Origin of the sequence: Avibacterium volantium (assembly GCF_049366555.1) — a bacterium.
GTDB classification, from domain to species: domain Bacteria; phylum Pseudomonadota; class Gammaproteobacteria; order Enterobacterales; family Pasteurellaceae; genus Avibacterium; species Avibacterium volantium_A.
In genome coordinates this window covers 49902-71663 of record NZ_JBMMGT010000010.1, presented here as the reverse complement: position 1 = coordinate 71663, position 21762 = coordinate 49902, and the positions used below count along the sequence as shown (strand labels likewise).

At 41.8% G+C, this 21762-nt stretch carries 20 protein-coding genes and 3 tRNA genes; 13 read left to right on the top strand and 10 right to left on the bottom strand.

The features are described from left to right. Nucleotides 1-69: 69 nt before the first annotated feature. Together ACLS0A_RS04815 and ACLS0A_RS04810 are read right to left on the bottom strand one after the other, a co-directional pair. Complete coding sequence (locus tag ACLS0A_RS04815; protein ID WP_103854368.1) at nucleotides 70-450, bottom strand: hypothetical protein; 381 nt, start codon at nucleotides 448-450, stop codon at nucleotides 70-72. Nucleotides 451-499: 49 nt separating this feature from the next. Then, entirely contained in the window at nucleotides 500-934 is a 435-nt protein-coding gene (locus tag ACLS0A_RS04810; RefSeq protein WP_416082936.1) for a GNAT family N-acetyltransferase, read from the bottom strand. A 167-nt stretch (nucleotides 935-1101) separates the two neighbouring features. On the opposite strand from ACLS0A_RS04810, the gene tpiA reads away from it, so the two are divergent. Further along, nucleotides 1102-1869 carry a triose-phosphate isomerase gene (gene tpiA, locus ACLS0A_RS04805; RefSeq protein WP_416082937.1) on the top strand — a complete coding sequence of 256 codons (768 nt, stop codon included), beginning with the start codon at nucleotides 1102-1104 and terminating at the stop codon, nucleotides 1867-1869. Nucleotides 1870-2051: 182 nt separating this feature from the next. Then, nucleotides 2052-3020, top strand: coding sequence for an ROK family protein (locus tag ACLS0A_RS04800; protein WP_416082938.1), 969 nt, complete (start codon nucleotides 2052-2054; stop codon nucleotides 3018-3020). Nucleotides 3021-3086: 66 nt separating this feature from the next. Here ACLS0A_RS04800 and ACLS0A_RS04795 read toward each other — a convergent pair whose 3' ends face one another. The 5 genes from ACLS0A_RS04795 to cpdB all read right to left on the bottom strand — a co-directional run bounded on the left by ACLS0A_RS04795 (nucleotide 3087) and on the right by cpdB (nucleotide 9492). Beyond that, entirely contained in the window at nucleotides 3087-4568 is a 1482-nt protein-coding gene (locus tag ACLS0A_RS04795; protein ID WP_416082939.1) for a sulfatase-like hydrolase/transferase, read from the bottom strand. Beyond that, the gene (locus tag ACLS0A_RS04790) at nucleotides 4555-4698 is read right to left on the bottom strand and encodes a hypothetical protein (protein ID WP_410677683.1); all 144 of its coding nucleotides are present in this window, start codon (nucleotides 4696-4698) and stop codon (nucleotides 4555-4557) included. Before ACLS0A_RS04790 ends, ACLS0A_RS04795 begins: the two co-directional genes overlap by 14 nt. Before the next feature lie 9 nt (nucleotides 4699-4707). Further along, nucleotides 4708-6171 carry a sodium:solute symporter family protein gene (locus ACLS0A_RS04785; RefSeq protein ID WP_416082940.1) on the bottom strand — a complete coding sequence of 488 codons (1464 nt, stop codon included), beginning with the start codon at nucleotides 6169-6171 and terminating at the stop codon, nucleotides 4708-4710. 181 nt (nucleotides 6172-6352) lie between these two features. Then, entirely contained in the window at nucleotides 6353-7441 is a 1089-nt protein-coding gene (locus tag ACLS0A_RS04780) for a 5-methyltetrahydropteroyltriglutamate--homocysteine S-methyltransferase (RefSeq protein WP_416082941.1), read from the bottom strand. Nucleotides 7442-7518: 77 nt separating this feature from the next. Continuing rightward, nucleotides 7519-9492, bottom strand: coding sequence for a 2',3'-cyclic-nucleotide 2'-phosphodiesterase (gene cpdB / locus ACLS0A_RS04775; protein WP_416082942.1), 1974 nt, complete (start codon nucleotides 9490-9492; stop codon nucleotides 7519-7521). 276 nt (nucleotides 9493-9768) lie between these two features. On the opposite strand from cpdB, the gene ACLS0A_RS04770 reads away from it, so the two are divergent. Continuing rightward, nucleotides 9769-11640 (top strand): monovalent cation:proton antiporter-2 (CPA2) family protein, encoded by a 1872-nt coding sequence (locus tag ACLS0A_RS04770; protein ID WP_423105264.1) that lies wholly within the window; start codon nucleotides 9769-9771, stop codon nucleotides 11638-11640. 47 nt (nucleotides 11641-11687) lie between these two features. Here the strand turns inward: ACLS0A_RS04770 and ACLS0A_RS04765 are convergent, their stop codons facing one another. Further along, nucleotides 11688-12995 (bottom strand): ATP-binding protein, encoded by a 1308-nt coding sequence (locus tag ACLS0A_RS04765; RefSeq protein ID WP_416082944.1) that lies wholly within the window; start codon nucleotides 12993-12995, stop codon nucleotides 11688-11690. 134 nt (nucleotides 12996-13129) lie between these two features. Next, complete coding sequence (locus ACLS0A_RS04760) at nucleotides 13130-13540, bottom strand: copper chaperone PCu(A)C (protein WP_416082945.1); 411 nt, start codon at nucleotides 13538-13540, stop codon at nucleotides 13130-13132. 281 nt (nucleotides 13541-13821) lie between these two features. On the opposite strand from ACLS0A_RS04760, the gene hflD reads away from it, so the two are divergent. The 8 genes from hflD to ACLS0A_RS04720 all read left to right on the top strand — a co-directional run bounded on the left by hflD (nucleotide 13822) and on the right by ACLS0A_RS04720 (nucleotide 18963). Next, nucleotides 13822-14433, top strand: coding sequence for a high frequency lysogenization protein HflD (gene hflD, locus ACLS0A_RS04755; protein WP_416082946.1), 612 nt, complete (start codon nucleotides 13822-13824; stop codon nucleotides 14431-14433). Between the two features lie 12 nt (nucleotides 14434-14445). Next, on the top strand, nucleotides 14446-15813 hold the full coding sequence (gene purB / locus ACLS0A_RS04750) for an adenylosuccinate lyase (protein WP_416082947.1): 1368 nt from the start codon (nucleotides 14446-14448) through the stop codon (nucleotides 15811-15813). A 137-nt stretch (nucleotides 15814-15950) separates the two neighbouring features. Next, the gene (gene mutY / locus ACLS0A_RS04745) at nucleotides 15951-17069 is read left to right on the top strand and encodes an A/G-specific adenine glycosylase (RefSeq protein WP_416082948.1); all 1119 of its coding nucleotides are present in this window, start codon (nucleotides 15951-15953) and stop codon (nucleotides 17067-17069) included. After that, complete coding sequence (locus ACLS0A_RS04740; protein ID WP_126370916.1) at nucleotides 17069-17347, top strand: oxidative damage protection protein; 279 nt, start codon at nucleotides 17069-17071, stop codon at nucleotides 17345-17347. The genes mutY and ACLS0A_RS04740 overlap by 1 nt, the downstream gene beginning before the upstream one ends. Then, on the top strand, nucleotides 17347-18420 hold the full coding sequence (mltC, locus tag ACLS0A_RS04735) for a membrane-bound lytic murein transglycosylase MltC (protein ID WP_103854408.1): 1074 nt from the start codon (nucleotides 17347-17349) through the stop codon (nucleotides 18418-18420). The genes ACLS0A_RS04740 and mltC overlap by 1 nt, the downstream gene beginning before the upstream one ends. Nucleotides 18421-18576: 156 nt before the next feature. After that, nucleotides 18577-18652, top strand: a tRNA-Phe gene (locus tag ACLS0A_RS04730). A gap of 4 nt (nucleotides 18653-18656) precedes the next feature. Beyond that, nucleotides 18657-18732 (top strand) — tRNA-Asn (locus ACLS0A_RS04725). Between the two features lie 154 nt (nucleotides 18733-18886). Continuing rightward, a tRNA-Arg gene (locus ACLS0A_RS04720) sits at nucleotides 18887-18963 on the top strand. A gap of 55 nt (nucleotides 18964-19018) precedes the next feature. Here the strand turns inward: ACLS0A_RS04720 and ACLS0A_RS04715 are convergent. After that, nucleotides 19019-19621 carry a YajG family lipoprotein gene (locus tag ACLS0A_RS04715; protein WP_416082949.1) on the bottom strand — a complete coding sequence of 201 codons (603 nt, stop codon included), beginning with the start codon at nucleotides 19619-19621 and terminating at the stop codon, nucleotides 19019-19021. A gap of 111 nt (nucleotides 19622-19732) precedes the next feature. Here ACLS0A_RS04715 and ACLS0A_RS04710 point away from each other — a divergent pair, with 111 nt between their 5' ends. After that, the gene (locus tag ACLS0A_RS04710; protein ID WP_410682925.1) at nucleotides 19733-20044 is read left to right on the top strand and encodes a BolA family protein; all 312 of its coding nucleotides are present in this window, start codon (nucleotides 19733-19735) and stop codon (nucleotides 20042-20044) included. A 376-nt stretch (nucleotides 20045-20420) separates the two neighbouring features. After that, the gene (locus tag ACLS0A_RS04705; protein ID WP_416082950.1) at nucleotides 20421-21761 is read left to right on the top strand and encodes a Na(+)-translocating NADH-quinone reductase subunit A; all 1341 of its coding nucleotides are present in this window, start codon (nucleotides 20421-20423) and stop codon (nucleotides 21759-21761) included. Nucleotide 21762: the final 1 nt, after the last annotated feature.

Here is a 21762-nt window from a genome sequence, read left to right as displayed (position 1 = left end):
AGAAATAAAAAAGTGCGGTGAAAAAATTTAACAAATTTCCACCGCACTTTTTCTTTTTAGAGCATTAGCTTATTGAATTTTAATATTCATCTTATAGCTTGATGTAAGTTTTTTGATGGATTGTGCTTTCGGTTGTAGCACGCGCACTTCATAGCGCCCTGTTCTTGGTAAAATATATGGCGTGTTTGGTGCGAAATCATCTTCGCCGTAGATAATGGCTTCCGCTGCGCCTTTGGCTCTTAAGTTTACGGTTAAGGTTTGTCCTTCTTTGGCATAAAACGCATAGCTACGGCACTGCCAGCCTTTGATTTTACCGCTGTAATTAGCTGATGATGCGCCTTTTTTAAATTTTACGTTAGTGACTGCGCAGTCTGCCGCATAGCTTGGCACGCTAGCTAACACCGCTGAGCCAACCACTAAGGCAGAAAGAATGTGTTTTACTGATTTCATTATAGTTCTCCAAATTGGATTGTGATTAAGGTTAAAATTAGACCTTTGATTACAAGCGAAGTTCAAAAATCTGCTTTTCGGGATTGGCACGAAAGCCCGCCATTTCTAGCAAGGATTGTTGCTGCGGATCTTGCTCTACTACCAAACGTGTGGATTGTGTGTAACGCACAAACTCTTTGGCTTTGGCGATAAGTGCGGTGTAAATTTCCGTAGAATTTTGTTGTGGCAGAACGAAAATATCAGTGAGTTGCCAATAACGTTGCAGTTGTAAGGAAGAAAGGCGAGGATAAAGCTGAATAAAACCAAGTGGCTGTTCATTTTCATCAAGTGCGAGGAAGAAAATGCTTTCACTAAAGCGAATACGGTTGGTGAGAAATGTTAAGGTACGGTCAGGATTTTCCGCCATTCCCTGTGAAAGTCGATATTGCTCAAAAAGGGGCAGCAACAGCTCTAAATTCCATTGTTCAGCTTTAAAAATTTTCATATTGATGATTTTTTGTGAAATCTATACAGTAGATTGTAGCTTTTTAATGCACAATAATCATCTTTTTACAAAAAAATTTTTCAAATTTGCCTAAAATCAACGGAAGCGTAGAAAAAATTTGATATAGTAATGCGGTTATTTTTTGTTAATTACTATGGAGAAAAATTATGGCACGTCGTCCTTTAGTTATGGGTAACTGGAAGTTAAACGGTAGCAAAGCGTTTACCAAAGAGCTAATCGAAGGCTTAAAAGCAGAATTAGTCGGCGTAAACGGTTGTGATGTGGCGATCGCACCGCCAGTGATGTATTTAGCCGAAGCTGAAGCCGCGCTTGCAGGCAGCCAAATTGCCTTAGGCGCACAAAATGTTGATGTAAACGTACAAGGTGCGTTTACTGGTGATATTTCAACGGCAATGTTAAAAGATTTCGGTGCGAAATATATCATCATCGGCCATTCTGAACGTCGCACTTATCATAAAGAAAGCGATGAATTTATTGCCAAAAAATTCGCCGCACTGAAAGAAGCGGGCTTAGTACCTGTGTTATGTATTGGTGAATCTGAAGCGGAAAATGAAGCGGGTAAAACCGAAGAAGTATGTGCAAAACAAATTGATGCAGTCATCAATGCGTTGGGCGTAGAAGCATTCAATGGCGCAGTCATTGCCTATGAGCCAATTTGGGCAATCGGCACAGGCAAATCAGCCACCCCAGCACAGGCTCAAGCGGTACACGCTTTCATTCGTGGCCATATCGCAGCGAAATCTCAAGCGGTAGCAGATCAAGTGATCATTCAATACGGCGGCTCAGTCAATGATGCCAACGCCGCAGAATTATTCACTCAGCCAGACATTGACGGTGCATTAGTAGGCGGTGCTTCATTAAAAGCGCCTGCATTCGCGGTGATCGTGAAAGCGGCAGCTGCGGCGAAAAACTAATTTTAGTTCCATTCCTATAAAATCTGCTCATTATGAGCAGATTTTTTTATCTCTAAATATGAATCCCTTGTTATTTTATTAAATTGTGATCTTTATCACGGTAAAACTATGATATTTATCATAGTCTGAGTTGGCTAAATCAGTTATGTTGAAATTTAAGATTATCAAAATAAATGGAGTTGATGATGAAATATTACACAGGTGTGGACATTGGCGGCACAAACACAAAAATCGGCATTTTAGACAACCATTTTAATATTCTTGCAGAACAGAGCATTCCGACTTTATCTCAGCAAGGGGCAAGAACCACTTTTTCTCGCATTTGGCAGACCATTTTGGATTTGCTTGCGCAACATCAACTTTCAGAAGCACAATTAGAAGGCATCGGCTTGGGAATTCCAGGCCCAGTGGTGGATCAAGCGATCGTTAAAATCGCGGCTAATTTTTCTTGGGGCAATGATTTCAATGCCAAGCAATTAATGGAAGAAATCTCTCATAAAAATGTGGTGGTGGAAAACGATGTGCGAGCCATTACCTTGGGAGAACATTTATTCGGCGCAGGGCAAGGTGTGGCGAATCTTATTGTTGTGCCAATTGGCACGGGCATTGCTTCAGGCATTTTGCTAAACGGCAAGGTGTTGTCTGGTTCGGGCGGCTGCGCGGGCGAGTTTGGCCATATTATGGTGAACGAACAAGGAATGAAATGCGGCTGTGGTTTAACAGGCTGCTTAGAAACTTATACTTCCGCCCCAGGATTAGTGCGGGAAGCCAAAAAACTTCTTAGCGCTCCAGAAACAGATAAACAAAAGTGCGGTGAGTTTTTCCAACGTTTTTCCACGGATTTAGATTCCCTGCAAGCACATCATATTTTTGAATACGCCAAAAAAGGCGATCATCTCGCGCTGCAAGTGGTGGATAGCTTCGCAAAATATTTGGCTTACGGCTTAGGCGTGCTGATTAATATTTTTAATCCTGAACTTATTGTACTGGCTGGTGGGGTCGCAAAATCCGCCGATTTCATCATCGAAAAAGTACAAAAATTCCTACCGCACTATGCCTTAGGTGTATCCCTACAAAATCTGCAAATCAAACCAAGCCAACTGCTTGATTCCGCTGGCGTAAAAGGCGCTGCAGCGTTAGTGATAAAATAATTGTAAGGCAATAAAAAAGTAGGAAATGGTTTCCTACTTTTTATCTTTCGCGCTTATGTTACTAGGTTACTGAATTTTTTCTTTCACTTTTACATCAGATTTTTGCTGTAGTTTTCCGTCTGCGGAAAAAACAAAATGGCTTGTATATTTGTTGAACGTGTTTTCGGCATAGCCACCCCATTCGCCCGCAAGCGTACGCTGTCCGCCGCCGTAAACAGGCAAGGTTGCACCATCAATTTCTTTATTGATATATTGATTAAACCACCGGTTTAACTCACGCCGCATTTGGGCGATCTGTTGTTGATAATCCGGGTTATCAATTTGGTTATGGTGTTCATCAGGATCGTTACGCAGATCATAAAATTCATAAGGCCCATCAGGATAGCGATGAATATATTTAAAAGATCGATTGCGGATCATTCGAGTTGGTCCGTATTCATCAAAGATCACAAGATGATTTTCTTCTCGTGAATCTGTGGGCTCTTGTTTTAATAAAGTAGAGAAACTTTTTCCTGGATAACGTACCTGTGCCTGATCTTCATCACTGATATTGAGGTATTCCAACAAGGTGTGGCGGAAATCATAATGGCTCAGCAGGTTATCTATTTCACCTGTTGATAAATGATTTTTGTGATAAAGAATAAACGGCACTTTTACAGACGTGTCAAACATATTCACAGGGCTTGTGCCATTCCCTTTACCAAAAATACCGTGATGTCCCATATTCATACCGTTATCACTGGTGAAAATGATGAGCGTGTTTTCTAAAATGCCTTTTTCCTCAAGTGCGGTGATAATTCTTCCAATATTAAAATCCATTGCGGTTAAGGCAGCGAAATATCCCCTTAACACTTCCAATCGTTCTTGTTCATCACCTTCAAAGGTTTCATAAATTTTCCAAGGGTGATAAGGATCTCGAGGACAAGATGCAAATTGACAATCCGCATAAAGATCCAATATTTCCTGTGGGTGGTTTTTTCGATCCCAAGGGGAATGGGGGGCGGTATAACTTAGATTGAGAAAAAATGGCTGATCGGCATTATGTACCTTCTCAATAAAGTCTAGCCCATAATCGGTGATTTTATCTGTAATGTAGTCGGGTTCTTCAATTAATATACCATCTCGATACATTGGTGCATTGAAGTAAGGGCCACCGCCACGCTGATGGGAATACCAATAATCAAAACCACATTGTGGCGTGTCAGCCATACCTAAATGCCACTTGCCACTCATTGCACAAAGATAATTATGCTGTTTTAAGCGATCTACAAAAGTCGATTGCCCTTTTAAATAATGTTCTGTAGTCGCACCATTTTCCCATTCTTCCAACCAGTCGTGAATTCCGTGTTGAGAAGGAATTCTACCAGTAAAAATTGAGGCTCTTGCAGGAGAGCAAACAGGGGAAACACAAAAGAAATCGTTAAATTTTTTACCTTGTTGCGCTAATTTATCAATATTAGGCGTAATCGCATCTTTATTCCCATAACAGCCAAGCGCCCAATAGCCTAAATCATCTGCAACAATCAAAACCACGTTAGTTTTTTTCATTATTGCCTACTCCTAGCATTGTTTTGATATTTTTAAAACCTTTAAAACCAACAATAAAAATCGTGCAAATATACCAACTTAGCCCGAATAAGATGAGCACTTTCCAAAAGAGAATGATTAAATCTGTCATATTTCCCCCTTATTTGCGTAACGCATTTTTTAATAATGAACCAACAATCATTGCAATCCAAGCAAAAACAAACGCAGCAATACCAGAATAATAAGGGCCAATTTTTGCCGCAATAGGTTCAAGTGCAGGAATCTGCTGTGCGATTAAGTAAGAAAGTGGCGTTAAAGCACCCACAACGATGGTTGCATAAGCCCCCCAGTTATTGGCTTTTTTGAAATAACAAGCTGAAATTAACAGGGTGGAAACGGCAACGGAATAAATGGTTGCTGTGAGTGTCATATATACCCACAAGTCGCTTTTTAATGGATACCACAACCCATAGAACAGTAAGAAAACCCCAATTAATGCCACTAATACGCGATTGACAGCAATAGATTTACGTTCTGACCATTTATTTTTATGGAAAATAATCAATACGTCATTGTAAATAACACTTGCCCAACCTAATAAATAAGAAGAGTTTGTGGACATATCTGCCGCCAACATAGCCGCGACAAGCAAACCAATGATCCCTGTTGGAATCACAATAGAAAGCATTGTTGGCATTGCTTGGATTGGTTTTCCGCCCACACTTTCTAAACTCACGAAAGCTAACGCGGCAACACCCCACATAACAGGGATTAATGAACGTACGATATAAAATAAACTGGTGCGTGTGTACATTTTTTTCGCAACATTCGCATCTTTTGCTGACAACACACGAGAAACCATTGTTTGCCAAGTAAGTACCGTTGCAGTAAGCACTAAAGCAGTGTAAAGCACATATTGCCAACCAAGATTAGGATTAACAAAAGGATTAATACCACCAGCACCATAATTAGAAATTGCAGTATCAAATAACGTATCCCAGCCTACCTGATAGAAAATCGTACAAGTGGTTAGCACCAAGCCAACACTCATTAAAATAAACTGCATATAATCGGTAACCAGAACGGAGAGCATTCCGCCTAAAATGGTATATAACGCCACCACAAGCAATAAAATGGTCATCGTGATTTCTAAATATTCTGGTTTAAGCCCGGCCACAGCAACTAAAAATTCACCACCGGTGCGTAAGAAAACACCCATATTAAGCAAGCCACCAAGCACAATTACCACACCTGCAGCCCAACGAACTTTTTTACCAAATTTATGTTCAAAGAACTCTGGAATAGTTACCACACCAGCTTTGCGCAAAGGTTCAATACAGAATCCTGTTTTTCCTACGGTGAACATTACAATGGTCATAATTAACCCCACTGTGGCTCCCGCAAAACCGTATTTATAGCCAAGCTGTGCTGCCGCCATACAGGTTATAATGCCAAACTCAGTGGCGGCTAAAGATGCAATCCCAACGTGCAAATCGACATTTCTGCCCGCCACCAAGAAATCATTCACATTCTTAACATATTTCCGCACAATGATGCCGACAATAAGGCTTAATAAAATATAAAGCCCGACAATACTGCCATCTACGCTCCAGTTAAACTGCATATTTTCCTCCCAATATTGGTATGAATAAATAGTTACTTGCAGTTTAAAGGAGAGCGTTAAAGGCAGATATGACAAAAATCATAAACCCCGCGTGAGCAAGATCACAGATTAAGAAATTGGTAAAAGAAAAAGTGCGGTGTTTTTTCACCGCACTTTTGAAAAGAAGCGTTTATCGTAAAGATTAGTCTTTGCCCCAAACGTCAGCGGCAATTTGCTCAACTAAACGCACTTTTGCCCATTGTTCTTGCTCTGTCATAATATTGCCTTCTTCGGTGGAGGCAAAACCGCATTGTGGACTAAGGCAGAGCTGTTCAAGCGGCACATATTGAGCGGCTTCGGCAATGCGAGCTTTTACTGTGGCAGGGTCTTCTAGGGTTGGAAATTTAGAACTGATTAAGCCAAGTACAACGCGTCCTTTGTTGCCAGCGAAATATTTTAAGGGTTCAAATCCACCAGAGCGTTCATCATCATATTCAAGGAAATAGCCGTCATATTGCGTTTGCCCGAATAGTTCAGGGGCAACAGGATCATAAGCGCCACTTAATAAATACGTTGAACGGAAGTTGCCACGGCAAACGTGGGTTGTGATGATCATATCTTTGGGTTTATCAGCAAGTACCACTTGGATATTTTCCAAGGCTTGGGCTTTATCTGCGGCAAATTCAGGTTTGTCGTGATTGTTGCACAAAGATCCCCAATAAACATCATCAAATTGTAAATAACGGCAACCCGCTTGATAAAAGGCTTGAATGGCATCTTTATAGGCTTGTTGTACGTCTTTTGCAAATTCTGCACGGCTGGCATACACACCGTGATCCCACTGAACGGGGTACATTAACTGGTTTGGGCTTGGAATGGTGTATTTCACAATGCCACGCCCAGCCACAATGGCATTGAGCTTTTTGAAATGCTCAATAAAAGGGTGATTAGGATTCCACGACACTTTGCCGCAACAGCGTGTGTTATAAGCTCGGGTTTCAACGCCATTAAATTTATAACCGTGTTCAGGCTCATAGCCTTCAATGCCATTTAAATTTTCAAGAAAATCAATGTGCCAAAATGAGCGGCGATATTCCCCATCAGTAAGCACTTTTAAACCGGCATCTAACTGTGCTTGGACTAATTTTTCAATTTCTTGATCTTCAATACGGGTTAAGGTGGCACGATCAATTTCGCCGGCGTTGAATTGTTCACGGGCTTGTTTCAGCGCCGCACTGCGTAAATAACTGCCCACAGTGTCGGCGTGCAAAGGTAATGTTGATAATGTCATATTCACTCCTTAAATAGTATCATTGTGAAAAATGGCGATGGGTTAGCATCGCCATAGTGTAAAAATGAAAGTGCGGTCTATTTTTTGTTTAAATTTATTTGGTAAACCGCAAAGCCAAGTTCATCTTGCCCAACATAGTCCATTGGATATTGCGCTTTTTCCTTAATGAAGGCTTTTGCTTTATCACTTGGGGACGTTTCCACTTGTACTTTCAATGGCTGAATGGAGGCAATTGGGGCAAGTTTCCAGTTATTATCAGCAGAAGGGATCACTTCGCCTTTTTCTTTGGTAGTTTGGCTGATGTAGTTTGCCAAAATTTGACGATTTTCATCAGGGGAAGCAAAGACGATGTGCGCATCACCTGTGCCAGGGAATTTGCCCGAATAAGCGCGATAATTATTGGTCGCAATTAAGAATTGATCGCTATCTTGCACAGGCTTGCCTTGATAGGTGAGATTAACAATGCGCGATGCCTTGTCATTAATGAGCTTGCACTCACCGTCATAACGGGCAGGTTGGGTAACATCAATTTCATAGTTTACTCCGTCAATCACATCGAAATTATAAGTACGGAAACCGTTCCAATTTAACAAAGATTGTGGTTTGTCGCTATTTGGATCGATTTGGTTAAACATTCCCGCACTGCACTCAAGCCATTGTTTAAGCTCTGCTCCGCTTACTTTGACGATCACTAAAGTATTTGGGTAGAGATAGAGATCTGCCGCATTGCGGAAAGTGAGATCGCCTTTGTCTACTTCCACATAAGCGCTTGGATCGTTTTTACGTCCACCGACTTTAAATGGCGCAGCGGCACTCAACACAGGAATACCCGCTAGCTCAGGCAGATTTTTCACCACATTTTCGGCGTAAGCTTGTTGCGCTTGGTTTACGATTTGCACCGTTGGATCATCTTGGAACAAGGCAAGGAAGCTATACATATTGTCAGAGGCTTTTCCAATCGGTTGCGCTACAAAGGCACGAGTGGCTTCGTGGATTGGCGCAAGTAATGCCGCAACTTCAGGGTGATTGCCCACAAGTGCTTTTTTCTTATCTGCATCATAAATCGGACGCAAGGCTGCACGGCCGTCAGTCACAAACCATTTACCGTTATGTTGATTTAAGGTGAGATCCACTACGCTGATATTATTTGCCCAATAACCCGCCATACTTTCTGGCACGCCGTTCATTGTGCCTTTTTCAATATCCGCCCCTTTGCTGTTAGCAAATTCTTTATTTGGGAATAAGCGGTGCGAATGGCCGAAGATCACGGCATCAATGCCTTTGACATCGGCTAAATGGAAAGCAGCATTTTCTTCACCTTCTTTATAAGGTTCATCGGAAGGGCCGGTGTGAGCCAGTGCAACAATAATATCAGCACCCTGTGCTTTCACGATTGGCACATATTTTTCTGCGGTTTTCTTAATATCGTAGGCTTTCACTTTGCCTTCTAAATTGGCTTTATCCCACACCATTACTTGTGGTGGCACAAAGCCAATATAACCAATTTTGATTTGATGCCTGTTGCCCGCATTATCTGTTACGCTTTTTTCTTGAATAAAATAAGGTTGGAAATAAGGCTGGTCATCGCTGGCTTTCACCACATTGGCGTTGATAATAGGGAAGTGGGCTTGCTTAATAGCGCGATCTAAATAATCTAAGCCATAGTTGAACTCGTGGTTGCCGATCGTTCCCACATCATAGTGCATTGCATTTAGGGCTAAAATGGACGGATTTGGCTTGCCTTCTTTATCCCCTTTAGCGGCTTGATAATCGGCAATCGGGTTGCCTTGAATTAAATCGCCATTATCCACTAATACCGAGTTTTTCACTTCTTGACGTGCGCTTGCAATCAGGCTTGCAGCACGGGTAAAACCAAATTTATCCGTAGGCGCATCTTTGTAATAATCAAAATCCGTTAAAAAACCGTGAATATCCGTGGTGGCAATAATGCGTAACGCCACCGTGGTATTTTGCTCCGCCGCATTGAGCGATAAGCTGTTTACACTGAATAAACTTAATGCGCCAAGACGCAGGAATTTTCTTCTATCCATATTTTCTCCTTTTAGGTTCTATAAATGATGACAAAGACACGATGATTTTACGTTGTTTTTGCACAGGGCTCTAGTCAATATTTATGATAAAAATCAAGTGCGGTGTTTTTTTATGAAATTTTTTGCAGGTTAATTTTCTTGGCATAATCAATAAGTTAAAAAAGCTAGCAGCAAGACAGCCTTTATTTTTTACGGAAAAAGCACCGCACTTGCGTTTAGGATTTCTCGCTAGATCAAGTACAATATCAAGACCATCCATAGACAATAGGTTTGCTTATGACATCATTACTGACTTCCGCGTTTATCTATCTCTTTGCCGCCGTGGTGGCTGTGCCAGTTTCCAAACGTTTGGGATTAGGCTCAGTGCTAGGCTATTTGTTGGCAGGGGTGGCGATTGGGCCAATTTTAGGCTTAGTCGGACAGGAAACCGAACGCGTGCAACACGTTGCTGAATTTGGCGTGGTGATGATGTTATTTTTAATCGGTTTAGAGCTTGATCCTAAAATGCTATGGGTATTACGTACCAAGTTGCTCGGCTTGGGGGGCTTGCAGGTCATTCTATCCATTGGCGCGATTGCAGGTGTTGCCCATTTGCTTAATTTTAGCTGGGAAATGAGTATTGCCATTGGCTGTGTGTTGGCGGTGTCGTCCACTGCGATTGTGTTGCAAACCTTAGGGGAAAAGCATTTGCTGAATAGCCCAGGGGGGCAAAGCAGTTTTTCCGTGCTGTTGTTTCAAGATATTGCCATCATTCCGATTTTAGCGTTCTTGCCAATGCTTGCTTCTCCTGAATTGATTGATAGTCTGCATAGCGCGGAGCAACATTCAGATAATTTATTAGACGGGGTGAATAATTATGTCAAAACCCTGATCACCTTTAGCGTGATTGGCTCAATCATCTTTGGTGGCTATTTTCTCGCGCGCCCGATTTTCCGCTATATTGCTGCATCAAGAACCCGTGAAATTTTCACCGCATTTGCCTTAGCATTGGTGATCGGCATTGCAGCGATGATGTCGGCTATCGGGCTTTCGCCTGCGTTAGGCACATTCTTGGCGGGCGTGGTATTGGCAAATAGTGAATATCGCCACGAGTTAGAGAGCAATCTTGAACCGTTCAAAGGCTTATTGCTTGGTTTGTTTTTCATTACCGTAGGAGCAGACATTAATTTCAGCTTATTATTCAATGACTTCACGGTGATTTTAGGCATCACGCTATTATTTATTCTCATCAAAGCCATTGTCTTATGGGGGCTGGGTTTAATATTTCGCTTGGATCGCCTTAACCGTAATTTATTCGCCCTAAGCCTTGCACCAGCGGGAGAATTTGGTTTTGTGCTACTTTCTTTCAGCCAACAAAATGGCATTCTACCAAGAGAAATCACCGACAAACTCTTGCTTGCCGTGGCCATTTCAATGTTGCTCACGCCTTTCTTATTTATTGCTTACGATAAACTGATCGTACCGCGTGCAAGCCACCAACAACAGCGCGAAAACGACACCATTGAAGATCAAAATGACGTCCTTATTATCGGCCACGGACGTTACGGGCAAATCATCAGCGGAATGTTAATGAGTTGCGGCTACAAGCCTACGGTTATTGACTACGATGCCACCTTGGTGGAAGGCTTATCGCGCTTCGGTTTAAAAACCTATTTTGGCGATGGCTCACGTTCTGACTTGTTAGAAACTGCGGGCATTGCAAAAGCCAAATTATTAGTGATTGCCCTTGATGACAAAGAGCAAGCTATACAAATCGCCCACTTCGCGCATCACTTTTACCCAAATTTACCGATTATCACCCGTGCTTACGATCGTCTGCACGTTTATGATTTATACCGCGCTGGGGCAAGAAATATTGTGCGAGAAACTTTCGATTCTGCGATCCGCAGCGGACGCTTGGCGCTTGAACAGCTTGGAATGGATAAAGAAAAAGCCAAACAAATTGCAGAATTTTACTACCACCGCGATCGCCACGGCTTAGCTGAAATGGCAAGCCTTTACGATCCTGAAATTTCCGTATTTAGCAACGAACGAATGATCGCCCGCGCCAAAGAACTCGAACAAGAAACCAAATCAATGATGCTCACCCTACTCGCAGGCGGCAAGGTTGATTGGCAACCAGGGGAAGAGAATCGATCGGGGGAGTAAGTTAAAGCCGCCAATATTGCTTGGCGGCTTTATTTATAATAAAAAGGTTATGCCGTATGTAAATTTAAACTTTCTTGTACGGCATACAAAGGAATATTGATTAGCCAATCTTGATGGCGATAATCCGCCATAGAAAAGCGCAGAGCCTGTTTAGGATTATATTGCTCTACATAAACTCGTAGGCTTTTTGCCTTCAAATTTTCTTCTGCTTTTACTTCAATCGGAATGATAGATTGTTGCAGCTGTATCACAAAATCGACCTCCGCCGTTCCTTTCTCGGTTGCCCAATAGCATACAGGATTATCCTGTTGAGCAATTAGTTGCTGTAATACATATTGTTCGGTCAATGCTCCTTTGAACTCACTGAAAATGCGATTGCCTTCAAGTAAGGTGCTGATATCTAAATGGCTTTGCGCAGCTAGCAAGCCAACGTCTAAGCCATATAGCTTGAATGCATTATCTTGATAGGCTGAAAGCGGTAAATGTGGCTTTTTAATTCGCTGTACACAATGTACTAATCCGCTATCTTTTAGCCATTGCAACGCAATTTCGTAATCTTTGCTTCTTGCCCCTTTTTGTAGATTGGCATAAAAAAACTTTTTGTTTTCTTTTGCTAATTGTTCTGGAATTGATGCCCAAATAGACCGCACTTTTTGTACCGTGTAGCCGTCTTGAATATGTTTAGAAAAATCTTGCTCATAGGCGATCAGCAAATTACGTTGCACTTCCCTTACAGCATCAAAATTTTGTGTATCAATAAAAGTTTGCACAGCTTCAGGCATTCCACCAATAAAGTAATATTGTCGTAATAGTTCAATATACCGACTTTTCATTGCAGAAATTAATGCCCAATCTTGCGTTTTGAGTAACGCAACAAGATCATCTTGCCCCAATGCCAACAAAAATTCGCTAAAGTGCATAGGATACATTGGCATAAAATCCACTTTGCCCACAGGGAAAGAAACTTGATGATGCAAGGATACGCCAAGTAATGAGCCTGCCGCGATAATATAAAAGTGCGGTGCATTTTCATAAAAATATTTGAGCGATGCCAACGCTTGCGGGACTTCTTGGATTTCATCAAAAATGAGCAATGTATCTTCTGCTTGAATATCAACACCAGTCTCGATTTTTAAACCTAAAATCAATCGGTTAATATCAAAATCACTAGAAAACAGGGTTTTCATTCTTGGATTGTTATCAAAGTTTACATAAGCTACTTTGCTAAAATAATGTTTACCAAAATATTTCATTGCCCAAGTTTTGCCCACTTGGCGAGCGCCTTGAATAATTAAAGGCTTTCTGTTGGTTTTCGCTTTCCATTTTTCTAAGGCTTGTAAAATCGTGCGTTTCATTAAAATTTTCTCCCTAGCAAGATAGGCTATTTTAAGTAGGTTATGATTTTTTACAAGGAAAAAAAGAAGCAGAAAAAACACTTTTTCTAATGAAAAAGTGTAATTAAACTACATTTTTATAAAGGAATATGTGGTTATTTAGTTGCAGCTTCTGCATTTATTTCCACCACTTCCCCATCATCAAAAAACAGCTTGATTGGGAAAGTTTCGCCTTGTGGGATTGGTTGGGGGAGATCGAAAACCATAATGTGTAAACCACCGCGTTTTAGGCTGATGCTTTGCTTGGCGGGGATTTCAATGCCGTTGAGTGCGTGCATTTTGCCGTTGTGCATTCCGTGTAATTCTAGGCGCGCGGGCTGTTGGCTTTCGGCGAAAAGCAGATTGACGGCTTCATTGCCGGTGTTTTGCAGCAGCATAAAAATGGCGCTTGGTTGCCCTGCTTTTTCGGTGGAGAAGATTGTGGCTTGGCTCACAACAATTTCCGCTTGGGCTACTAATGGGAAAAGTGCGGTGCAAATTAAGCCGATTTTTTTCATTGCGTTCATTGGGTTCTCCTTTTTATTAAAATAGATTGAAATAAAACCGCCACAGTGCAGGGGCTGTGGCTTGTTTAGAATAACTAAACTTTACCACATTCACCTTTTTCTCACAAAAACTAGCCGCCAGCTCAAATACAAAATAAATTATCAACAGACACTAGCAAGAATTCGTCATTTTGCTTTCATTCGTTGTTTGCCTTTTAAAGCAAGGCGAAAAATGCTATATTGCCCCAGTTTTTGAGAGATTCTCGCCCACATAGCAATTTTCATACAACATTCATAGCAAAATGGCAGATTATTACGACATCACCCTTGCCCTTGCTGGTGTATGCCAAGCGGCTGCGCTAGTGAAACAATTCGCTCATCACGGCAGTGCTGATAATGCAGCTTTCAACGCCAGCCTACAAAGCTTATTACAAACCTCGCCTAAAAATACCTTAGCGGTCTATGGTGGCAATGCGGCAAACTTAAAATTAGGCTTGCAAACCTTGATGGAACAGCTCAATGGCCGAGATGCAGAGCTAACGCGCTACTGGGTAAGCTTGCTGGCGTTGGAAGGCAAGCTGAGTAAATCGCCAAAAGCAAAGGCGGAATTGGCGCAACGCATCGCCTATTTGCCTTCACAGCTCAATTTTTATGATTTACTTGATGAGCAGATGATAAGCAATCTTGCCAGCATTTACGTGGACGTCATCAGCCCGCTCGGTAGCCGTATTCAGGTGCTTGGTGCGCCAGATTATTTGCAACAACAAGGCATTCAGCACCGTATTCGCGCAAGTCTATTAGCAGGCATTCGTTCGGCGGTGCTATGGCGTCAAGTGGGCGGCAAAAAATATCAGTTTCTTTTTTCCCGTGGCAAAATCGCCACAACGGCACAACAAATTTACTCAACCCTTTAGGAGTTCTTTCTTATGGAATTAAACGCACTTACCGCGATTTCCCCGATTGATGGTCGTTATCAAGACAAAACAACGGCTTTGCGTGCTATTTTTAGCGAATTTGGCTTGCTCAAATTCCGTGTTACAGTCGAAGTTCGTTGGCTACAAAAATTGGCGGCGACTGCACAAATTCAAGAAGTTCCTTCTTTGTCGCAAAAAGCAAACGATTACCTTGATGAAATTGTGGCAAATTTCAGTTTAGCGGACACGCAGCGTATCAAAGAAATTGAAAAAACCACCAACCACGATGTGAAAGCGGTGGAATATTTTTTGAAAGAAAAAACCACCGCACTTGAAGAATTAGCCGCGGTGAGCGAGTTTATCCATTTTGCTTGTACTTCTGAAGATATTAACAACCTTTCCCACGCCTTAATGTTGAAAACGGCACGCGAAGAAGTGATTTTGCCTGAATGGCAAAAATTAATTGCTGAAATTGAGCGTCTCGCCCACGAATACAAAGCGATCCCATTACTTTCGCGCACTCACGGACAGCCAGCTTCTCCGTCCACCGTAGGGAAAGAAATGGCGAATGTGGTATATCGCTTAAAACGTCAGTTTAAACAACTGCAAGAGATTGAAATTCTTGGCAAAATCAACGGCGCAGTGGGAAACTACAATGCCCATTTATCCGCCTATCCTGATGTAGATTGGCATAAATTCAGTGAAGAATTTGTTACTTCGCTCGGCATTAAATGGAATCCTTACACCACACAAATTGAGCCGCACGATTACATTGCCGAATTGTTTGATAACATTGCGCGTTTCAACACCATTATTATCGATTTTGATCGCGATTTATGGGGCTATATTGCCTTAAATCACTTCAAACAACGCACCATCGCCGGGGAAATTGGTTCATCAACAATGCCACACAAAGTGAACCCAATTGATTTTGAAAACTCAGAAGGGAATTTGGGCATTGCGAACGCAGTAATGGGGCATTTAGGCGCGAAATTGCCAATTTCTCGCTGGCAGCGTGATTTAACGGATTCCACCGTATTGCGTAATTTGGGCGTGGGCTTGGGCTATTGTTTAATAGCCTATGCTGCCACCAGAAAAGGCATTAGCAAACTTGAAGTGAACGAACAGCACTTGCGTGATGAACTCAACCAAAACTGGGAAGTGCTGGCTGAACCAATTCAAACCGTAATGCGCCGTTATGGCATTGAAAAACCTTACGAAAAATTGAAAGAACTGACACGCGGAAAACGCGTTGATGAGCAAGCAATGCGTGAGTTTATCGAGAAGTTAGACATTCCAGCGCACGAAAAACAGCGCTTACAACAACTCACCCCAGCCACTTATATTGGCGCAGCGGTGGAGTTAGTGGAAAAACTGTAATGCGCTAAAAATAAGTGCGGTGAAAAATCTCGACATTTTTCACCGCACTTTTGTTTTGCCCTTATGGCATTTCCTTTTGCAAGATAAATTTTGCCTATGATACACTTCATTTTTTCATTCTTTTATCTATTGTATTTATGCTATTAGCTCAATCTTCCGCCACTGCGCCTTTCGCAAAATCTGTTCTGGCTTGGTACGACCAATTTGGGCGCAAACATTTGCCTTGGCAGCAAAATAAAACCCTTTATGGCGTTTGGCTGTCCGAGGTAATGTTGCAACAAACTCAAGTTGCTACGGTGATTCCTTATTTTGAACGCTTTATGCAAAGGTTTTCTACCATCATTGATCTTGCCGATGCGCCCCTTGATGAAGTGCTGCATTTGTGGACGGGCTTGGGCTATTACGCGCGGGCAAGAAATTTGCACCAATCGGCACAAATTATTCGTGATCAGTATCAGGGCAATTTCCCTACTGAATTTGAACAAGTACAGGCGTTAAAAGGCATTGGTCGAAGCACGGCGGGGGCAATTCTGTCTTCTTGCTTAAATGCCCCTTATCCTATTTTAGATGGCAACGTGAAACGTGTGCTGTCCCGTTATTTTACGGTTGAAGGCTGGGCGGGCGAGAAAAAAGTGGAAAACCAACTTTGGCAGTTAAGTGCAGAAGTTACGCCAACACAGCGTGTGGCAGATTTTAATCAAGCGATGATGGATATTGGCGCGATGGTATGTACACGCACAAAACCGAAATGCACGCTTTGTCCCTTATCCGCAAAGTGCGGTGCAAATTCGCAACAAAATTGGCAAGATTATCCTGCGAAGAAACCAAAGAAAACCTTACCCGAGCGACAAAGTTATTTCTTGATTTGGCAGCGACAAGGCAAGGTGGCATTAGAACAGCGTGAAAATGCGGGCTTGTGGGGCGGTTTGTATTGTTTTCCACAATTTGACAGCAAGCAGGATTTACTGGCTTATTTGGCGCGTCAAAGCGTGGATTTTTATCAGGAATGGCCAGCTTTTCGCCATACGTTTAGCCATTTTCATTTAATGATTCACCCGATTTATGTGAAACAGGAATATCACAGCGAGGACGCTAATCGCTCAGATTGGAAAAAGGTGGGTGAAAATCACGGCAAGTATGAATCTTCTATACAAAGTGCGGTCAAATATTGGTATGATCCGCAAAATCCTGATCAAATTGGGCTGGCAACGCCAGTCAAAAATCTTTTATTACAGTTAGCAAAAGGAAAAAAATAATGGCAAGAACGGTATTTTGTGCCTATTTAAAACAAGAGGCGGACGGGCTAGATTTTCAACTTTACCCAGGCGAATTAGGCAAACGTATTTTTGATAATATCAGCAAACAGGCTTGGGGCGAGTGGATGAAAAAACAAACAATGCTCGTTAATGAGAAAAAATTAAATATGATGAATGCCGAACATCGCCAATTATTAGAGCAAGAAATGGTGAATTTCTTATTTGAAGGTAAAGATGTTCATATTGAAGGCTATGTTCCGCCAGCGGAAAAAGAATGATGAAGAAATATGTTGTTGCTTTGATTATTCCTTTTTTGTTTGCTTGTAGTGGCTCAAGCCATAAAGGAATAAATTATGATGAAGCCTTTGCGAAAGATACGCAGGGGTTAGATATTTTGACGGGGCAATTTTCCCATAATATCGATCAAATTTGGGGCGTGAATGAGCTGTTGGTGGCAAGCCGTAAAGACTATGTGAAATACACCGATAGTTATTACACTCGTAGCCACGTGAGCTTTGATGAAGGGGTTATCACGGTTGAAACACAGCAAGATTTGAACCGCCTGCACAATGCTATCGTGCATACGTTATTAATGGGCTCAGATGCGAAAGGCATTGATTTATTTGCCTCTGGCGATGTGCCGATAAGTTCTCGTCCTTTCTTAGTAGGGCAAGTGGTGGATAATGCGGGGCAGCAAATTACCAACGAGTTTATCGCGGGCAATTTTGCCGATTATCTGGTGCAAAATAAATTGCAAACACGCCGCTTGAGTAACGGCAGAATGGTGCAGTTTGTGGTGATCCCAATGATTGCTAATCACGTTGCCGTGCGTGCGCAAAAATACCTACCAATGGTGCGTCGTGCAGCTAGACGCTATAACCTTGATGAAAGTTTGATTTTAGGCATTATGCAAACGGAATCCAGCTTCAACCCTTATGCGATTAGCTATGCTAATGCCATTGGCTTAATGCAAGTGGTGCCGCATACGGCTGGGCGAGATGTGTTCCAAATGAAAGGACGTGGTGGTCAGCCGTCAAAAAGCTATTTGTTTGATCCTGAAAAAAATATTGATGCAGGTGCATCGTATTTATGGCTATTACAAAATAAATATTTAGATGGCATTACTAACCCAACGTCTAAGCGTTTTGCGATGATTTCTGCGTATAACAGTGGGGCAGGTGCGGTGTTGCGTGTGTTCCACGAAGATAAAGATATGGCGATTGAACAAATCAACCGCTTATATCCTGAGCAAGTGTACCGAATTTTGACTACGGCACACCCATCTTCACAAGCGAGAAATTATTTAATTAAGGTGGATAAGGCACAAAAAAGTTATCGGGTTAGACGATAAAAATTAAAAGTGGTTTTGATTTTTTATGCGATTTTTGCTGCATTCCTATGCGTTTCGCTTGTTAAATATTCAAACAAACAAAAAAACGTAAAAAAGTTAAAATTAATGATTGACTTAACGCGGTAAAAATCGTTTAATACGCACCACTGATGAGTTGCCTCGATAGCTCAGTTGGTAGAGCAGGGGATTGAAAATCCCCGTGTCGGTGGTTCGATTCCGCCTCGAGGCACCACTACTCCTCCTTAGTTCAGTCGGTAGAACGGTGGACTGTTAATCCATATGTCGCTGGTTCAAGTCCAGCAGGAGGAGCCAAATTCCTAAGAGCCGCTAATGAAAATTAGCGGCTTTTTTCATATCTCATCATTATTTCTTTTCTTACTAAAAAATTAACCAAATTCGCACCGCACTTTATTTTTTATCCCGTGCTTTTCATCATTACATATTTGTGTCAAACTGAAATGCAAAAGAACGTGTAGCTTAGCAGGATAGAGCAGTCCCCTCCTAAGGGACAGGTCGGCGGTTCGACTCCGTCCACGTTCGCCATTTTTCGGATAATAAAAAACCTTGCAAGCGCGCAAGGTTTTGTTTTATCTGAAAATTAGTTGGAATATTGATTAATCGCATTGGCGATTTCTTGATCTTTATAGATACTCTGAACCGTTTCGTTTAATGCCTGTCCTAACACTTTTTGAATATTGGCATTATTGGCACGCAGTGCGCCCTCTTGGCTGCGTGTTGAGCCGATATTTTTGTTGAATTGACCTTTCGCCCCCTGCACTTGAACGTTGATTTGTACATTCGCGGTGATTTTGTAGCGTAAATTGCCTTGTTCTACATCGGCATAGAATTTGTTGATATTCACAATCACATTGGTGTTAGATTGAGCAGGCGTTGCAGCAATGCGAAATCCTTTGCCATTTAGATCTTGTTTGATCACTTGATCGAAAATCTGAGCTGGTTTTGGTTCGGCAAAGAGCTTAAAGATTTTTTCGTCATACACATAGCTTGATACTTCAGGCTGTTGGCGCGCATCACGCGTGAGGATATTGAGTATCGCGTGTTGATTTGCCGCATTGAATTGCACGCTTGGACTAGGTGGCGTAAAAGAGATTGTGTTACTTGGCTGAGATTGGCACGCGGATAATAATACGGCACTTGAAAATAAGGTGATCAGAGAGAGTTTAGCAAAACGCATAGTCATTTCCTCGCGAATAAAAAAGATACGGCTATTCTTGCAAACTTCAGTATGAATGTATAGTCTTTGCAAAAGCAAATTTTTATTGTGTTAGTTTATAAAAAGAAGGAAAGGATAATGGGTGTTCAACAAGTTTTAGAACAAAAAATTTCGCAAAAATTTGCACCGCACTTTTTGCATATTGAAAATGAAAGCCATATGCACAGTTCTGGACGTGGGGCGGATTCACATTTTAAAGTGGTGTTAGTGAGTGATGCGTTTAATGGGGTGAGAAAGGTTGCGCGCCATCAAATGCTGTATCAATTATTGGCGGAAGAATTGAAAAATGGCATTCACGCATTGGCGTTACATACTTATACCTTAGATGAATGGCAAGCATTGGAACAGCAATTTCCCAAATCACCAAATTGTTTAGGGATTGGACAATAATTTATACCTAATAAAAGGTAGTGCAATTTCATAATCTTTAGTAAAAATTGATTTTCCACAAAAACAGCGGTCTTTTTTCTTAAAATTTTGGAAAAACCGCCCTTCAAAGTAGCACGAAAGTTATTAATTAGTTAAAATAACCAGCTGACTTGTATCAAAATTTTAACGTATATCGCTTATTGCGTTTAGTGAGCGGTATAAAATCTAAACAGAATTTGAGTTTTAAATTTATGTGGTTGGAGTGGACATTGTTGCGATGTGTTTGCATTCATCGTTGATAATTAAGCAAAAATCATTACTCAAGACGAGGTTATCGCATTGAGTTTTATCTTGCGATAGCTATATTTTTAATCTAACGAAAAGTAGTGCATACAATATGATTACGATTAAAAAAGGCTTGGATCTTCCTATCGCTGGGAAGCCAGAACAAGTAATCCATAACGGCAATGCCGTTACTGAAGTTGCCTTGCTTGGCGAAGAGTATGTGGGAATGCGTCCTTCAATGAAGGTGCGTGAAGGTGATGTAGTGAAAAAAGGTCAGGTGCTTTTTGAAGATAAAAAGAACCCGGGCGTATTATTCACTGCCCCTGCAAGTGGTACTGTAACTGCGATTAATCGCGGTGCTAAGCGTGTGTTGCAATCAGTAGTGATTCAAATCGAAGGTGATGATCAGGTTACCTTTAACAAATATTCCGCCGATGAGCTTAAAAGTTTAACTTCCGAGCAAGTTCGTCAAAACCTACAAGCGTCAGGGCTTTGGACAGCACTTCGTACTCGTCCATTCAGTAAAGTGCCTGCTGTTGATGCTGTGCCATCTTCTATTTTTGTTAATGCAATGGATACCAATCCATTAGCCGCTGATCCTGAAGTGGTATTAAAAGCACATTGGGACGATTTTACCAATGGTTTAACCGTGTTAAGCCGTTTACACGAAGGCAAATTGCATTTATGTAAAGCGGGCGATAGCAATATCCCAACGGTGGATTTACCAAATTTAGCCGTACACGATTTTGGTGGCCCACACCCTGCGGGCTTAAGTGGTACGCATATTCACTTTATCGATCCGGTTAGTGCAACGAAAACGGTTTGGTATTTGAATTATCAAGATGTGATCGCATTTGGTCGCTTATTTACCACGGGTGAACTTTATAATGACCGTGTGATCTCATTGGCTGGCCCACAGGTGAAAAATCCGCGTTTAATTCGCACCCAACTTGGTGCTAACTTAGCCCAATTAACTAAAGGCGAGTTAAAAGAAGGTGAAAACCGTATTATCTCAGGTTCCGTGTTAAGCGGTCATAAAGCGGAAGGTGCGGTAGATTATTTAGGACGTTATGCGTTACAGGTTTCTGTGATTGCAGAAGGTCGTGAGAAAGAGTTTCTAGGTTGGATTATGCCAGGGGCGAACAAATATTCTATCACCCGTACTGTGTTAGGTCATTTCGGACACAAATTATTCAATTTTACCACCGCACTTAATGGTGGACACCGTGCAATGGTGCCAATTGGCGCTTATGAGCGTGTGATGCCATTAGATATTATCCCGACATTATTATTGCGTGATTTAAGTGCAGGCGATACGGACAGCGCTCAAGCATTAGGTTGCTTAGAGTTAGACGAAGAAGATTTAGCACTTTGTACGTTCGTTTGCCCAGGTAAAAATGATTACGGTCCAATGCTGCGTGCAGCCTTAGATAAGATCGAGAAGGAAGGTTAAA

Bases quoted from the DNA above. Each gene is read 5' to 3' on its own strand.
- ACLS0A_RS04790 (WP_410677683.1), bottom strand. From the start codon at position 4,698: ATGACAGATTTAATCATTCTCTTTTGGAAAGTGCTCATCTTATTCGGG.
- ACLS0A_RS04740 (WP_126370916.1), top strand. From the start codon at position 17,069: ATGGCAAGAACGGTATTTTGTGCCTATTTAAAACAAGAGGCGGACGGG.
- ACLS0A_RS04715 (WP_416082949.1), bottom strand. From the start codon at position 19,621: ATGACTATGCGTTTTGCTAAACTCTCTCTGATCACCTTATTTTCAAGT.
- purB (WP_416082947.1), top strand. From the start codon at position 14,446: ATGGAATTAAACGCACTTACCGCGATTTCCCCGATTGATGGTCGTTAT.
- cpdB (WP_416082942.1), bottom strand. From the start codon at position 9,492: ATGGATAGAAGAAAATTCCTGCGTCTTGGCGCATTAAGTTTATTCAGT.
- ACLS0A_RS04810 (WP_416082936.1), bottom strand. From the start codon at position 934: ATGAAAATTTTTAAAGCTGAACAATGGAATTTAGAGCTGTTGCTGCCC.
- mutY (WP_416082948.1), top strand. From the start codon at position 15,951: ATGCTATTAGCTCAATCTTCCGCCACTGCGCCTTTCGCAAAATCTGTT.
- ACLS0A_RS04710 (WP_410682925.1), top strand. From the start codon at position 19,733: ATGGGTGTTCAACAAGTTTTAGAACAAAAAATTTCGCAAAAATTTGCA.
- ACLS0A_RS04795 (WP_416082939.1), bottom strand. From the start codon at position 4,568: ATGAAAAAAACTAACGTGGTTTTGATTGTTGCAGATGATTTAGGCTAT.
- ACLS0A_RS04800 (WP_416082938.1), top strand. From the start codon at position 2,052: ATGATGAAATATTACACAGGTGTGGACATTGGCGGCACAAACACAAAA.
- ACLS0A_RS04765 (WP_416082944.1), bottom strand. From the start codon at position 12,995: ATGAAACGCACGATTTTACAAGCCTTAGAAAAATGGAAAGCGAAAACC.
- tpiA (WP_416082937.1), top strand. From the start codon at position 1,102: ATGGCACGTCGTCCTTTAGTTATGGGTAACTGGAAGTTAAACGGTAGC.
- ACLS0A_RS04780 (WP_416082941.1), bottom strand. From the start codon at position 7,441: ATGACATTATCAACATTACCTTTGCACGCCGACACTGTGGGCAGTTAT.
- ACLS0A_RS04785 (WP_416082940.1), bottom strand. From the start codon at position 6,171: ATGCAGTTTAACTGGAGCGTAGATGGCAGTATTGTCGGGCTTTATATT.
- hflD (WP_416082946.1), top strand. From the start codon at position 13,822: ATGGCAGATTATTACGACATCACCCTTGCCCTTGCTGGTGTATGCCAA.
- ACLS0A_RS04760 (WP_416082945.1), bottom strand. From the start codon at position 13,540: ATGAACGCAATGAAAAAAATCGGCTTAATTTGCACCGCACTTTTCCCA.
- ACLS0A_RS04815 (WP_103854368.1), bottom strand. From the start codon at position 450: ATGAAATCAGTAAAACACATTCTTTCTGCCTTAGTGGTTGGCTCAGCG.
- mltC (WP_103854408.1), top strand. From the start codon at position 17,347: ATGAAGAAATATGTTGTTGCTTTGATTATTCCTTTTTTGTTTGCTTGT.
- ACLS0A_RS04705 (WP_416082950.1), top strand. From the start codon at position 20,421: ATGATTACGATTAAAAAAGGCTTGGATCTTCCTATCGCTGGGAAGCCA.
- ACLS0A_RS04770 (WP_423105264.1), top strand. From the start codon at position 9,769: ATGACATCATTACTGACTTCCGCGTTTATCTATCTCTTTGCCGCCGTG.